Source organism: Leptospira inadai serovar Lyme str. 10 (assembly GCF_000243675.2).
Lineage (GTDB): Bacteria > Spirochaetota > Leptospiria > Leptospirales > Leptospiraceae > Leptospira_B > Leptospira_B inadai.
Map to the genome: position 1 here is coordinate 355,993 of NZ_AHMM02000024.1, position 14,606 is coordinate 370,598.

The 14,606-nt window shown below is 46.2% G+C and carries 11 protein-coding genes; 10 read left to right on the forward strand and 1 reads right to left on the reverse strand.

From position 1 onward, the window contains the following. Positions 1–306: 306 nt before the first annotated feature. From LEP1GSC047_RS15500 to LEP1GSC047_RS15525, 6 genes are all read left to right on the forward strand, one after another. A complete protein-coding gene (locus LEP1GSC047_RS15500) occupies positions 307–1,671 on the forward strand; it encodes a helix-turn-helix domain-containing protein (protein ID WP_010410003.1) in 1,365 nt (454 codons plus the stop codon). Positions 1,672–1,675: 4 nt separating this feature from the next. Beyond that, the gene (locus LEP1GSC047_RS15505) at positions 1,676–2,707 is read left to right on the forward strand and encodes a hypothetical protein (RefSeq protein ID WP_010410005.1); all 1,032 of its coding nucleotides are present in this window, start codon (positions 1,676–1,678) and stop codon (positions 2,705–2,707) included. Positions 2,708–2,775: 68 nt separating this feature from the next. Beyond that, a complete protein-coding gene (locus LEP1GSC047_RS15510) occupies positions 2,776–3,813 on the forward strand; it encodes a hypothetical protein (protein WP_010410007.1) in 1,038 nt (345 codons plus the stop codon). 75 nt (positions 3,814–3,888) lie between these two features. Further along, complete coding sequence (locus LEP1GSC047_RS15515; RefSeq protein WP_039935321.1) at positions 3,889–4,260, forward strand: phosphatidylinositol phospholipase; 372 nt, start codon at positions 3,889–3,891, stop codon at positions 4,258–4,260. 796 nt (positions 4,261–5,056) lie between these two features. Further along, on the forward strand, positions 5,057–5,272 hold the full coding sequence (locus LEP1GSC047_RS15520; RefSeq protein ID WP_039935323.1) for a hypothetical protein: 216 nt from the start codon (positions 5,057–5,059) through the stop codon (positions 5,270–5,272). A 151-nt stretch (positions 5,273–5,423) separates the two neighbouring features. Next, positions 5,424–6,866: an MBOAT family O-acyltransferase gene (locus LEP1GSC047_RS15525; RefSeq protein ID WP_010410013.1), complete on the forward strand. Its 1,443-nt coding sequence runs from the start codon at positions 5,424–5,426 to the stop codon at positions 6,864–6,866. On the opposite strand, the gene LEP1GSC047_RS15530 is transcribed toward LEP1GSC047_RS15525, so the two are convergent. Further along, entirely contained in the window at positions 6,851–8,332 is a 1,482-nt protein-coding gene (locus LEP1GSC047_RS15530; protein WP_010410014.1) for a hypothetical protein, read from the reverse strand. The genes LEP1GSC047_RS15525 and LEP1GSC047_RS15530 overlap by 16 nt on opposite strands. Positions 8,333–8,436: 104 nt before the next feature. Here LEP1GSC047_RS15530 and LEP1GSC047_RS15535 point away from each other — a divergent pair, with 104 nt between their 5' ends. The 4 genes from LEP1GSC047_RS15535 (at position 8,437) to pyk (ending at position 14,599) form a co-directional block, all read left to right on the forward strand. After that, positions 8,437–10,002, forward strand: coding sequence for a hypothetical protein (locus LEP1GSC047_RS15535; RefSeq protein WP_010410016.1), 1,566 nt, complete (start codon positions 8,437–8,439; stop codon positions 10,000–10,002). Between the two features lie 73 nt (positions 10,003–10,075). After that, positions 10,076–11,122 (forward strand): aspartate-semialdehyde dehydrogenase, encoded by a 1,047-nt coding sequence (gene asd, locus LEP1GSC047_RS15540; RefSeq protein WP_010410017.1) that lies wholly within the window; start codon positions 10,076–10,078, stop codon positions 11,120–11,122. Positions 11,123–11,134: 12 nt separating this feature from the next. Continuing rightward, the gene (locus tag LEP1GSC047_RS15545; protein ID WP_010410019.1) at positions 11,135–13,105 is read left to right on the forward strand and encodes a hypothetical protein; all 1,971 of its coding nucleotides are present in this window, start codon (positions 11,135–11,137) and stop codon (positions 13,103–13,105) included. Between the two features lie 63 nt (positions 13,106–13,168). Further along, on the forward strand, positions 13,169–14,599 hold the full coding sequence (pyk, locus tag LEP1GSC047_RS15550; protein WP_010410022.1) for a pyruvate kinase: 1,431 nt from the start codon (positions 13,169–13,171) through the stop codon (positions 14,597–14,599). Positions 14,600–14,606 lie beyond the last annotated feature (7 nt).

Below are 14,606 nucleotides of genomic sequence, written 5' to 3' on the forward strand. Positions count from 1 at the left end.
TTGTGTTTCAATTGTCGGATGTCCGACATCCAATCCTTTACTAAGAGGCGGCACTCTTTCTTTTAAATGGAGGTTATAAGGAAAAAAGTGAAATCTTAGTGGGTGCGATTGCTCTCTGTCGATCACACGGATGGCGATAAAAAATCACGCCTTCCGGTTCCATTCAAGCTAAAGGCCGGGCGGGTTCAACTCATTCTCCAAAAAAAAGGGATTTAGAATCATTTTTTAGAGAAACCGGATCTAAAAAAACTATGAGGTCGGATGTCCGACATCTTAGCATAAAAACGGCGGTACATGGTTGACGCCATGCTTAATTTTAAACAATCTCCCTTCATGGAGCCAGGCATACAGGAGATATTTTATGGAAGACCCGCTGCCGCAGACCTTCGCCTCCTCCTGCCATTGGCCTTTCCCATTCTGCTCAAGGCGATAGGGAGTTCCGCAGGCTTAGTGACACTCCCTGTCGAGGGCGAACAGGAGGCGTTAGAAGAGGTGGCTTCCTGGGGGTATCCTGAAGAGGGGTATTTCTATTCTTTTTTGGCAAAAGGTTCCGAAGCGCGGAAAAAATTAGAATCCGTTTCCCCATTCTATCTTCCAAAATCTGCAATGGCGGAATTCTTTTTACCCGAATCATCCGGTGGACTTTTGGGCGGTATTCTGGTGCAAGGAAAAGTTCAGGGGTTCTTACTTTTGGAAATGGAGAAGTCTCCGTCCGAATGGCAATCCCTGTTTTTAGCCCTGTTTTGCCAGAAGCTCGCCTGGATTTTGGAGGGTGCGCCAAGCGTCTCTGTAATTGCAAAAAACGAAGCCGGTTCCGAAGATCGAAAGGATCAGCTCGGGCAAATTCTTTTTCGCTTGAGCGAGAGTGGCAATTCCGTCTGGGAATTATATCGAAAATTGGGAATTCTCAAAATTCGAGGGCCAAAGGGCTCCGGCAAAAAAACATTGGCCAAATGGGTGCATAGAAGGGAATCGGCTGGCAGCGGTTTGTTGGTGATCGGCGTGCTTCCGGAGCATGGGGGCAAGCTTGAAAAATCCCTGGAGGAATGGGAGGCGATGGCTCAAGGCGGCACCCTCATTTTTGAAAGGATTCAGGAATATTCGGCGCTACAGCAGAAGCTATTATATGAATACGCGACGAGTGAAAGGAGTCGCCGTCCAAGATTGATTTTTTTAGAAAATTCAGAGACTTCGCCTGCCGAGGAACTCGTTTTCTTTCGGGCCTTATTGGAGTCTAATTCCCTTGAGATTCCCGCATGGAAAACCTGGCCAACGGCAGATAGACGGATTGCAGTTTCGCTTATTTTCGAGGAGGTTCGGGAAGCCCAGGGAAGGTTCGATTTAAGTCTTTCGGAAGAAGCGGCCCGATCACTGGCGATTTCAGAATTAGATCGTAATTTAGAAGATCTTAGAAATTCGATAGAGGAGGGAGTTTTGCACTCCTCTGGCAGAGAAATCCGAGAATTCGCAATCCAATCGGAGCGGCCTCAGGGGGTTTCTATGCCGGACGCGGACGATTTGGATCTTCGCAAAGCCGTTGAGGCATTGGAGCGTCAGAAAATACTTCTGGCCTACAAACTTTTTGGAGGGAACCAGATTCGCATGTCCAAGGCGCTCGGAATATCAAGAGGGTCCCTCCAATATAAATTAAAGAATTTGGGATTAGGATAGAATTTTGGAATTAGATTCCTTATACGAAGAGAGAAAAACTCCGGCAGGGTTTCTCGTAAAGGTCAGGTTAGCAAAAATGACCTACGTAGTTTTTACCGCGAAAGGCCCCGAAATTCCAAAGGGGGCCAAAAATCAATCCATCATTGTTCCCGTCCCGAGAGTGGCTTTTTTAGGAGAAGAATTCGATCTCTCGCATTTCCGCTTAGGGGAACTCAGTTTTGTAAATGTTCGGCAGGGAAAACTAGTTATCCCGTACCAACACACTAGCTCCGGCAACGAAGTCCGAACTATCTTTTTAAATAGTGGCAGTGAATGCGATATCCTTCCGGTCATTATCTTTCACTTCGGGAAAGTGGAGGAATTTCTGAGAGCCAAAGAGGAAGGCATAGAATTGCACCATTTGGTCCTGGACGAGGAGTTCCCACGCCAAGACCTAGTGACCTTGAAAATCAGATTTCCATCCCTTAATATGTTGATTATTAAAAGGAAAGTCGCCCAAAAGCTGGAGGCTCCCGGAGGAGTTATGCCGGGTAAGGAAGAGCTGGAGAGGAGCCTCAGGGAAGAGTCCAGTATCGTGGATTTCAATAAGGTTCGGGCTACGGATCTTCTCGAAAAAGGAAACTTAAATATGCACTCCATAAACCCGGTCTTTTTGGCCCGGGTTCATCTTAGAAAAGCGGAGTTAGAGAAAGTGAAACAGCTCCTGCTCGACTTTTCTCTCCGTCCCGAAGAGGTCGTTTTTATAAGAACGTTTTTAGAAGTCATGATCCGAAATGATGAAAAAAAAGAAGAGCTGGAAAGTTGGAAAGTCAAACTCCAGAATTTGGACGAAGGGTTTCGTTTGGCCGGACTTATTCTCGAAATGAAAGAGGCGGAATTTGAAGTCGAACTCAATAAAGGCTTTTCGAAAGAAATCGCAAGCATGGTCTACGCACTTTTAGAGAAGGAGCAGTCCGAGGCGGACACCAAGGAGAAGGAAATCATTCTCTGGGAGTGGAAACTCAGGACAAAGCAACTCTTTCGGAAAATGGCTTAAAATCCCCGAAAAAAGATAAAAAATGCTTCCTTTTTTAGTAAAAAGGCGTAATTTTTACCCGTAAACCTATGATTTTCGGGGAAAAGAGTAAAAATCTGGCACATTTTTTGCTTACTGCGGCCCTCTTGGCTGCAAGCTCGGCCACGTTTGCGCAGACCGAAAATTTTATTAGCAGAGAGGATAGGCCTCACCCTTCTTCCGGTTTGGACTTATCTCAAGAAGGCATTTTAGATTCTTCTAATATTCATCAGGCGGAAGTAGACTCTGTTCTTGCCGAAGGGATCTCATATTCGGATGCCCAACGGGTCGCAGATTTTCCCGAGCTACTGGATTTATTGAATTCGGAAAGCGTGCACAAGAAGAAAATTTTCGCATCAAAATCCCTGCTGCAAAGAATCGAATCCCCTCGGACTGCAATGAGTGGCTCCGCGTTTGATCAGAAAAGTGACTTCGGGAATCCGCTGTTGTTTGCCTTCAAAAATTCGGAGTCTGTAAAGCGGTTCGGTTCCGGGTGCGGTCACGATCGTTTCGATTCTTTAGTGGGTAGCAGTAGTTCTCTCCGTAAAAAAAGGAAAAAAACGACGGGTCTTGCCCTGATGGATCAACTGCTCAGTGCGACTACGAGCGGAGGGGATTCTATCGTTTGCCCTGCGCTCATTTCCCAAGGAGCCGAGCTTTCCTGCGCAGATTTATTTTGGAAGCCTAGGTCTACTTCCGCAGTGCATTTTCCCGAGGGCGGGGGCTTTGCTACTGCCCGGCGTCAATGGTTTAGCCTTGGGAAGAATGCATTGGTGGCGATGAGGATAAGGTCGGCGGCGGCGGGTAGTTGGAGCGATATGATATCTCCTGAGGGCAGGCGAGCGAAAGGAAGCCTAATCCTCTTTCCTGGGGCTAGGCAGACCCGACAAGCGGGGCCTCCGACCTATAGCTGCGAAAAGTGTGGGGGGAGTGGGGTAGAAGATAGTCGCTACGATTTCAATTCGCTCGCTTTACCATCATCGCCCATCGGTTTTCCTCCCCGGGAAAATAAGTGGACGGGGCCTTCTCCTATCTTGGAGATAACTGTCTTGTGTTCTGTAAGTTCAGAACGTAGTATAGCAGCTTAGCGCTTCTTCCCATCTCTCTCGAAAATTCTAGAAATTCTTGTGGTTTCCGACTCCTTTGAAATTCTAAGCCATAATATGGCTGCCAAAATAAAGCGGACTTCCTTTCAGAAACTTCTTAATGCGATGAAAAAACTTATCATGGAAGTGAATGATAACGAAATTCTACGTAGGCTTGAGACCCTCATGGCCACGAGCAAAGAAGATTTGAACCAGGCGGTCGTTCGCTCTCTTTTGGAAAATCCTTTGGAATTCGATCCAAAATCGGTACCGGAGCCGTATGCCCAATATGTCCGACACTTCGTTTATATGGTTAAGCGAAATAAAAAGCGAGGCCTTGATGTCACGTTTGACGCCGGCAACCTCGACTCCAAGAGTCTAAAAAAATCTCCGCCGGTTAAGCCGCAGGAAGCGGTGAAAAAAAGTCCCCCGAAACGCAAGCGCGCCTAAAAATCGAAAATCGCCCTGTGGTCAGCACAGGGCGATTCTTTCATTCGCAAAATCGGCATCATTTGTATGTAACTGCCGAATATACGGCGATTACATACAAATCTCGTCACACCCCGCCTTTAACTCGGCAATAAGGGCCGCGGGGCGGGCATTTCTATAAATGCCTATATTTAAGCAGTGAAACATGCATCTGCCGCTCAAGATTCTATCCGCTTTTTTGCGTTTGCCTCTGATTTTCCCGAAAAGGAGTATCCCGGCGATTTCGCAAACGAACGAATGCCGAGATTCGAGCGTTCTTGCGATGGATTCTTCTTGGTTTCTCCCAAGAAAAAAGATTAAAAACGTGCATTTTTAGGATCTAACTGCCCAGCTTTAACAATTTAGCGCTGCCATCTGTGGGGCAGTATTTCGGCTAGGACAAAAGGGGATTCCGGCAAAAGTAATGGGGCGGATTCTGCTTTTCCGCTGTCAGGTAGGGCTCAGCTAACGATTTCAGGCCTGACGCTCTGCTTCAGGGCCTTGCGTCAATCCTAAGGCAGAAAAAGGGGCCTTCTGCCAGCAAATGGGCAGAGAGGCCTCGTTGAGAGCTATCGATCAAATGATAGAGCATATTGGCCGCTTGGTGAGTTTGGGGCGAGTGAGAATGGCTAATCCGGCGAGTTCTCCGCGCCTAAATTTCCGATTAATTCATGTAACATTGTCATGTGTAGGAAGATTTCCTTGGCATGCAAGAAAGTCACACTTATCCGCATGCTTTATGCTTGCCTGTGCAATTATTGCGCCCCATTATGATCTCATGGCCGAGGTAATCAAATTAAGGGTAAAATGCCATGCCTGCTCAAATTTAATCGAGGGCTCTGCCAAATATGGGACAGGCCATTATGTTCCCGAGGGGGTGGATTTCGAGTTTGTGGCTATCGGCAAGATTGAAACGCCAAAAGGGAAGAGGGTGAAAGCAGAAATCATTGCAATATGCCCCAACTGTGGCGTGAAATGTAAATGGACAATTTAAGATTAATATTAGTCTGTATTTATTACTTTTATATAATCACCAGGTCATAAAATGATTAAAATTCTGCACAAACAAGCGAACATTTTGTGCTTATTATTAATCAAATCTCTGATGGCGCAAAATGGATTAATAATAAGCTATATTTTATAGAATGAATTTCACAACCCCACTTTATACCCTCTTCTTTGTTTTTCTCTTTTTACTGAGATGGCTCCTCCCTCGATTTCGCTTTCTTCCCGAATGGATTCCGTTTCCTTTCCTGTTAGTTGGCAGCTATTTATTTTATTTTTCCTGGAGTCCTAAGTTTGGGAGCTTGATACTCGCGACTACGATTTTGGATTATTCTGTCGGAAAGGCCATGGGGTTTTCTTCTCCCGGGAGAAGAAGGCTCCTTTTACTACTTTCGCTTTCCGGAAATTTAACCGTCCTGGGATTTTTTAAATATTTCGGCTTTTTTGTGGAGAATGGAAATGCCCTTTTATCGGCACTGGGATTGCACTCTGCTATCCCGTCTTTAAAGGTTGTCTTACCTGTCGGCATTTCCTTTTATACGTTTCAATCTCTTAGCTATACGATTGATGTCTACCGTAAGGAAATACAACCCGAACAAAGTTTTTGGAACTATGCGCTTTTTCTGTCTTTTTTCCCGCAGCTGGTTGCCGGCCCGATTGTTCCTGCACGGGAGTTTCTGCCTCAACTGAAGCAATGGGTGGCTTGGGAAAATTTAGCGTTTCGAGAAGGCGTCGTGTTGCTTCTTGTGGGGTCCTGGAAAAAGGCTGTTCTGGCCGATAATATTGCGATCTTACCGGATGCATTGTTTCAATCTCCTGCTATCGTATCCCAGTTTTACGCATGGGTAGGAGTGTTTGCATACGCCCTTCAAATTTATTTTGATTTTAGCGGTTATACCGATATCGCCTTGGGGTCGGCACTGCTATTAGGGTTTCGTCTTACTGAGAATTTTAGAATGCCTTATCTAGCCTCGAGTTTTTCCGATTTTTGGAAACGATGGCATATCTCATTGTCTTCCTGGTTGAAAAACTATCTCTACATTTCTTTGGGAGGAAATCGAAAAGGAGAGTTCCGGACATATCTGAATTTATTGATTACCATGTTATTGGGCGGTCTTTGGCACGGAGCTAGTTGGAATTTCGTCGTATGGGGCGGGATTCACGGGGCCTTACTCGGGTTAGAAAGAGGATTTGGCCATTTTTTTAAGAGGAAAGGAGCGATACTTGAGATCCCTAAAATAGTCTCGTATGCCTATCGAATACTCGTTGTTTTGACGATCGTACTGGTTTGGGTTTTTTTTCGCTCTCCTAGTTGGGAAAAAACGGAGATCGTATTTGCGAAATTATTTTTCGGTTCCGGCGGAATCAATCCAGGCGACTCCGCAATACGGCTGTTTTTTCTTTGCGGTTTACTTTTTGTAGTCTCTACCTGGATCGGTCAAAGAGATGAGGCTTCGGGAGTTTTTCGCAGTTGGGTTGAGAGTCTTCCTGGATGGGCCTTTGCCGGTATTGCGAGTCTGGGATTCCTCTTTGCAGTCTTACTCTCGGCCGAGTCTCAGCCGTTTCTTTATTTCGTTTTTTGAAACGGTCTCTGTAGGAGAGTCCGAATTTTTGCAGTATCTTCGTAGAGCAAAACGTGTTTCTTTGTGTTAGGGCATTCCAAAATTTTTGCGGGTTCTCCGTAAAAAGAGCGGATTCTTGCTTCTCCCAAACCTTCAGGTAGAACGGCAAAAGGTCCTTCGGGAGGAAAAATATACCATTCCCGATTGGAAAGCGAATGGGAGCCTTCCAAAGTACTAAAATCCACCGAAATCGCCCGTATGTTCTTATCCGAATAGACTAGGATCCGCTTCGCTTTTTTACCATCCGTTAGCACTAAAACGAAATTCTCCGTTTCCGAGAGACTATCCACGCAGTTCGCTTCCGGCGGTTTTGGAATTCCTCGAAAGCCCCAGCTTCCTTCCGGAACCAAGGGGCCCAGTAACGCGAGTGAACTCAACCCCAGGATCATTCCCAGCAACGCGAAATTTCTGGAGTTCTTTCTCTTCCCCAAGTCTCTGGAAAGGACTAATGTTCCGAATAGCGCAGGTGTCAAATAGAAGGCCGGAACGCAGTAACGCAGACTATATTTATCAGTGTACAGGCCCGCCATGGGCGCGATTCCGAGTAAAATCAACTGCAAATACGCCACGAAACCGAAGCTAAATCCGCGCTCCTTGCCCCTAAACAGCGCCCAAATACCCGCAATTAGGGCCAAAATGAAGAAAATACCGGGTAGATCACCCTTGGATAACCATCCGATTAGATCTTCCGAGATTCTTCGGAATGATTCGATCACGGATATTTTGTTGGATGCTTCCATGGATAGGAATGTTCTTAGAAACGTATGAAGTCCGAACCCTATCACGCCTGAAAAAAAGAAACGCAGAGAGAGCTGGGGGAAAATCGTTCCCCATCTTCCGTATCTCCGGGTCCAGGCCAGAGCCGCTGTAAGATATAACTCTAAAAGTAGGATGCGATCGGACATGACAAGCAAGCAAAGAACGGGAAAGAAAAAAAAGCGTGGAGTCTTTTCATTGTATAAGTAAGGCCATGCCCAAAGCGTCGCTAGAAATGCGCTCGTGTGCATTGCGGGAAGTAGGAATAAATACAGGATCGGAAATTTTTCCGAAACTAGCAAAAGAAACGAAGTTATGAGAAGCGAGAACGAGTAGCTATACCTTGCGGGAACCTGCGGCTCCAATGTGCGTAAAAATCTTCCGAGTGCCCATACAAAAAACGAAGCCTGAAGGACCGAAAACGATACCAGGGCCCAGAAAGGTTGCTTGGTAAATAAGCTTAAAAGAAATACAAGCGGTAGGTCGGGAAATAGATACGGGGAGGAGGCTAAGGACCAACCTCGAAGAGAACCGCCGTCGCGCAATATATCGGTAAGAAGAGTCGGAACGTAAAGGACGTCCGGGTTCCAGTAGATCTCGACGGGAAATCTTGCCAGCGTCAAACTTAAGCTAGCGACAAATAGAAATCCGGAAACGAAAATCCAATACACTCGGGAATCTTGATCTTAGCGCAAAGAAACGTAAAGAAGAAAAAGGAAACTAATTCTGGACAATCCGCACTTTGCCAGGACCTTGGGAGAGAACAGTCAGTGAAATGTTTTTTTCCCGAGTCGTCTCCAGTTTCCTAAAATCATCCTCTTCTCGTCTTGGAATCCTAATCGGGGGCCTGCTCCTCATTTTTAGCTTGGATTTTCTTTTATTTCGACAGGCTCTTTGGGCTATCCCAAATGAGTCCGCCTGGAGTACGAACCATTTTTATAATTTCCTCTATGAATACTTTCGGATTCGATCGAAATCGAAGACGAAATTCAGAATTCTTTTAGTGGGCTCCAGTATCGCGCATTACTCCTTGGATCGGGGTATGTTGAACGAGGAAATTCTCAGGCTCACCGGTAAAGAAGTAGAGTCCGAGTTTCTTTCTTACGCCGGGATGACTCCTTTGGATGCGTACCTCCTTAGGAAAAAAATTATAGAACTGAATCCGGATCTGATCGTGTATCCGATCAATTTTATAGATTGGAGGCTACATAGGACCTACGTCTTGGATCCGGTGTCAGGAAGGAACGATTCTTTTCCCGAAGATCGTTTGATTCTAGACGCCTTGGATTACGGAGAAGCGCCTCAATCCCGTTATATTTTCCCCGCCGAATCCGCGTTTACTTTCTGGAAAATACTGGGTCCCGAAAAAACGGCCGAATTCATAATGGCGGCGATTTTCGACTTTTATCGATACAAGGACATTTATTGGAAAAATATCCGATCCCTTTTCGATCATCGTTTCGGTCGAAATACCAGCTACCACGGTTATAACGGCGCCCAAATCCCGGAAAGAATCTCCTCCCTGGGTTGGACGGGCCGATCTTTCTCCTTTGCCCCCAAGGAATATATGACCAAAAAAGGATTCTATATCCAAGTCGTCCGCGAAATTCTCCGGGAGGGAAATTTACATGTGTCGCTTAACAATGCGAGAGGGGACTCGCAGAATTTCGACTTCGACACTCCCGGTTGGAAGAGGATTTTGTTGGATAAGAAATTTTTGGAGAAAGATCGGTCTTTTATTACGGCAAAACTTTCTAGAACTTGGATTCCTTATTACGCGGAACCCGAAAACAAGGACTGGGTTTACGACCGATTGGGAGTCCGCCTGCAACAGACTTTCGGAGATGAGCTTCCTCGCTCGGGAATGCAGTACACTCGGGAGGAACGTAGCGAAGATTTGCGCTATGTCGGAATGAGCGACTCGGAATACCGGGAGTATTTTTATTTCCGACTCTTGGCCGAACCGGAACACAGACCGGGGATCGGATACTTGATAGCACTAGCGGAAGCGAAAAAGAAAGTCGCCGGAGAGTCTTTCCGACCGGCCATGCATTTTCGGTATATGTCGGAATTTCTAGATTCCATGAGGGCATCGAAGGTTCCTGTTCTTTTAATCAATAATCCCGAAAATCCGATCAGTCTGAATTGGTATGAGAATTCTAGATGGTATCAAAATCATTTGGAATATCTTCGCAGCATCTCGGGACGCGGCGTTACGTTTTCGGATTTTAAAGACCGACTTGATCCGATCGATTTCAGCGACTATCACCACTTCACGTATCCCGCGATGAAAAAAATGAATCCGGTATATGCAAGGGAGATCATCAAATTTGTCGAATGACAGCGGTCGGGTCGGGAAAAAAAATAGATAAAAACGGGACCTGACTAAAGTAAAGGTCTAACGACGGAAGGATATGAGCAAAGTAAACGTAGCTGTACTAGGGGCCACCGGCTCTGTTGGACAGAGGTTCATCCAACTTTTGGAGAACCATCCCTATTTCCAAGTTACTCATCTATGCGCGTCCGAGAATAGTGCGGGCAAAACATACGGTACTGTAATGAAGAAGCGATGGAAGATATCCTCGGATATCCCCGCGTATGCTAGGGACATAATCGTTACAACGCCCGAGCCTTCCAAAACACCGGGAGTCAGGCTGGCTTTTTCCGGCTTAGACGCGAGCATTGCGGGAGAAGTCGAAACGGCTTACGCAAATGCGGGAGTGAATATCATCTCCAATTCTAAGAATCATAGAATGGTGGAAAACGTTCCGCTTCTTTCTGCCGAAGTAAACGCAGCGCATCTCGCCGTTCTTCCCGCTCAAAAAGCGTCGGGCAAGATCGTTACGAATTCTAATTGCACTATCATGGGAGTTACGATCTCTTTAAAGCCTCTTTTCGATCTTTTTGGAATCGAAGCCGTTATGCTTTTTTCGATGCAAGCCGTCTCCGGAGCCGGGTATCCGGGAGTTCCGAGTATGGATATACTCGGAAATGTCGTCCCATTTATCGGTGGAGAAGAGGAAAAGGCGGAGATTGAGCCGTTGAAATGTCTAGGGAAAATTGAAAACGGTAAGATTATCAATGCCGATTTTCCCATTTCCGCGCATTGCAATCGTGTGCCTGTGTTTGACGGACATACGGTTTGTGTTTCCGTGAAATTGAAAAAAAAGGCAACGGAGCAAGAGATACGCGATGCATGGTCTTCCTTTAAAGGAGAACCTCAGGAACTCGGCCTACCGTTGGCCCCGTCTTCTCCCATCGTTTATAGGGAAGAGGAAGATAGACCGCAACCAAGGTTGGATTTGGATACCGGAAAAAGTATGTCGACCGTCATCGGTCGTTTGCGTCCGGACCCTCTCTTCGATTGGAAATATGTGGTGTTGAGTCATAATACCGTTAGAGGAGCGGCCGGAGCCGCTCTTTTGAACGCGGAACTTATGTACAAGAAAAACCTACTCTAAGAGGAAACAAACGTGCTGGATCCCCAATCACCGGAACTGAAGGTTGCGGATTACAACTCTACGTTACAGTTGGCCCAGGCTTTAGAAGCTCGAGGTGACTTCCAGTACAAGGGCATCTATAAGCTAGTCCTCATAGTTGCGGACTGGACCGAAAAATTCGTCGCAAATAAAATTCTACCTACTACGGAACAAATAGCGCGGGAATTGACTCTGGACAAGGAAAGAGTCTTTGCTTATCTAAAGGAAGCTACGTCCCGCCACAATCCGCCTTTGATCAAAAAGATCTCGATGGTGGATTATGATCCGACGGGGGATTTGTCCGACGGAAAATTGATCGCTTCCTCGCTTCGATTAATGACGGTTTTTGCCCGACCGTCTCAAGCGGATGCCGGATCCAGTCATCGTTATGTGGAAGGAGTGAATCAGACTTCCTTTACTTCCATTCAACGATGGATCAAGGATAGACGAAAATTCCCGGGGACGGAAAACTTTCAAAAATGGATTTGGGAATGCATCGACGCGAATCGGTTAAGCGAAACGTATGCATCCTCCGAAATCGGCGGTCTTTTTCAGGATTTATACGATACCACTCCGGCGCTCAAGCAAACGACGATTAATATCCATTTAAAACCCGTCCTAAAACGACTCGTGGATTCTAAGAATCTGTATTTCTTTAGGAATGAGCGCGCATTAAGTCCCGGCAACCGGTCCGTTTTTTATTATAATGTTCAGGATGAAATCATCGCCCGCTTGGAGCTATATAAGAAATATCTTAAGGACAAAATTATTCCCGAACTTCAGAGGATCGGAGTTTTAGGGAACTTCAGTCAGGAAGAACTGAATAACACGAGGGCCTTGGCGGTGCAGGTATTGCCTTTCTTAAGTCCTGCATACGGGGATCAGAAAACCGCGATGGAAGAACTTTTGGCTCTCATTCATTTCGAAGAGGAAGAAAAAGAAAAGAAAGAAAAGGAGGAAAAAAAAGCCAAGCTTTCGGAACTTTTGGATTATGTGAAATCCGCAAACCGACTCGTCGACTTGAACTATCTTAGATTCCGGGGAGAACCTATCGAAGATGAAATTCGTAATCTTATCATAAATCATGAAATGATTCTGCATGCGGAATTCGCCGATAAAAAGAGTATGTACGATTTCGTATTGCATAAGGATTGCATTCAAGGCGCCATCGAGAACGCGAAACGGGTCCTTTCCGCGACGGGGAACGATAGCGAGATTCGCGTACTCGGAAAAATGAATATCAAGGACTTTCTGGAATCCAGAGAGGCCGCAGGTCAATTCGAAAAATTGGAATATTCGTCTTTATTTAAGTACCTTCCTTTCTTCACCAGGTTTTGGCGATCTCTATTCGGTAATAATAATATGGTTCATCGCTTCGAGGCCGAAGCAATTCGGGCAAGACTCGCCGCGGAGCAGAATAAGAGAGTTCTTGAAGCCAAGACAAGAGCAGCCCAGGAAGAAAAATTGAGAATCGCGGAGAAGCGCGTAAAGGAAAAGGACGAGGCGGAATCCGGAGCCAAGACCAAGGCAGCGGGCGTTTTTGCGCCGGGGGAAGAGGCCGTTATGACTCGGTCAGGCGAGCAGGAAGCGGATCCTCAGGCAAAGAAAATGCTTTCTTCGGTTTTGGATATTTTGGATGCCGCCTGGGCCGGAGGGGAATACCCGGATCGGAATTACCTTTTGACGATGCTCGGTGCCGATGCGGATGAAAATACGCTCCTCAACTTTCTGAAAAAGAATGCAAAAAAGGAAATCCATTCCTTTATGGTAAGAAATCAGGAAGAAAAATATACGTTTCCGATTTTGATTACGCGTAGATTTTTGAAGAAGAACGGACGGTCTCTTTTGGACAAAGCCAAAAAGATCGTGGACGAGCAAAAAGTAGCCGGAATGCCGGAGCAAGAAAAGTTCGATTTCTATATCTCGTTCGAAGACTTCCTGAATAGGACGCTTGCGAAAATTTAACTCGATCCGAACGCTGTCGGCCTCTTGCGGCGCAGGCAAAGATTCCGGATTTCTCTTATTCCTATGAAAAACGAACTCGTTAACTTTAGAAAAACAAAAATTATTTGCACGATCGGGCCCGCGACCGCGGATAAAAAAATGATTCTAGCGCTTGCGGAAGCGGGGATGAATGTGGCCCGCCTGAACATGTCGCACGGGAATCACGAGTTCCATAGGTCGATTATTAAAATTATTAAATCTCTAAACAAGGATGTCTTAAAACATCCGATCGCGATCCTGCTGGATACTCAAGGTCCTGAAATTCGAACCGGGGATCTCCAGGTGGATCATTTGGATCTCAAAGTAGGAGAATCCTTCACTTTCCATATCATTCCGGGAGTGGAATCGGAAGAACAATCCGTTTTCGTAAATTATCGGGATATCGTGAACGACTTAAAAATCGGCGATCGAGTTACCGTAGATAACGGTTTGATCAATTTGGTAGTGGAAGAGATCCAAGAGACCGCGTTGAAATGCAAGGTCGTGGACGGCGGTAAGTTGGGTTCTAGAAAACATATCAATCTTCCCGGAATTCGGGTGAATCTGCCTTCCATCACTCAAAAGGATCAGAAAGATATCCTTTTCGGCTTGGAAGAGGACGTGGATTTTATCGCTCTTTCTTTCGTTCGATCCAAGGAGGATATCCTACAGCTTCGCAAGATCATCGAGGAGAACAACGGTCATTCGGCGATTATCGCAAAGATCGAAGATCAGGAAGCGGTTCGGAATATGGTTGAGATCGTCGAGGCTTCCGACGGAGTTATGGTTGCACGAGGCGATCTTGGCGTCGAACTTCCCATCGAGGAACTTCCGATCATCCAACGAGCGATCATCCGGGAATGTGCGGTTCGTGGAAAGCGGGTTATCGTAGCGACACACCTTCTCGAATCCATGATCAATAACCCTTCTCCCACGAGGGCGGAAGTGACCGACGTAGCCAACGCAGTGTATGAGGAATCGGATGCGATCATGCTCTCTGGCGAAACGGCTGCGGGGAAATTTCCGGTTCGATGCGTGGAGATGCTTCATAAAATCGCGGAGAGAGTGGAAAAAACTCCCGGGGTCGGCTATGTCAGCGATCGGATCCCTTCCAATAAAAAAGAAGAGATGGCTAAATCGGCGGCAATGCTCTCCGATTCGATTAAGAGTCCGGCTATTATCGTGATTACTCGTCGAGGGACTACGGCGCTGAATGTGGCCTCGTTCCACCCTAGACAACCTCTGATTTATGCATTTACCAATATGACGACGGTTCGACGCAAGCTTTGGCTGACAAGAGGCGTCATTCCTTATAGAATCGATTTTTCGAGCGATCCGGAAAAGACGATTAAATTGGCGATCGAAACTTTGAAAGCAAGCGGACGAATTAAGGACGGGGACCAGGTCGTGATTCTTTCGGATATTATCGCGGGAGTGGATCGCGTAGAGACCATTCAGGTACGAGAAGTAAAATAAACCGATC

Excerpts from the sequence above, each read along its gene's own strand:
- pyk (WP_010410022.1), top strand. The coding sequence starts at position 13,169 with ATGAAAAACGAACTCGTTAACTTTAGAAAAACAAAAATTATTTGCACG.
- asd (WP_010410017.1), top strand. The coding sequence starts at position 10,076 with ATGAGCAAAGTAAACGTAGCTGTACTAGGGGCCACCGGCTCTGTTGGA.
- LEP1GSC047_RS15500 (WP_010410003.1), top strand. The coding sequence starts at position 307 with ATGCTTAATTTTAAACAATCTCCCTTCATGGAGCCAGGCATACAGGAG.
- LEP1GSC047_RS15535 (WP_010410016.1), top strand. The coding sequence starts at position 8,437 with ATGTTTTTTTCCCGAGTCGTCTCCAGTTTCCTAAAATCATCCTCTTCT.
- LEP1GSC047_RS15525 (WP_010410013.1), top strand. The coding sequence starts at position 5,424 with ATGAATTTCACAACCCCACTTTATACCCTCTTCTTTGTTTTTCTCTTT.
- LEP1GSC047_RS15520 (WP_039935323.1), top strand. The coding sequence starts at position 5,057 with ATGGCCGAGGTAATCAAATTAAGGGTAAAATGCCATGCCTGCTCAAAT.
- LEP1GSC047_RS15515 (WP_039935321.1), top strand. The coding sequence starts at position 3,889 with ATGGCTGCCAAAATAAAGCGGACTTCCTTTCAGAAACTTCTTAATGCG.
- LEP1GSC047_RS15510 (WP_010410007.1), top strand. The coding sequence starts at position 2,776 with ATGATTTTCGGGGAAAAGAGTAAAAATCTGGCACATTTTTTGCTTACT.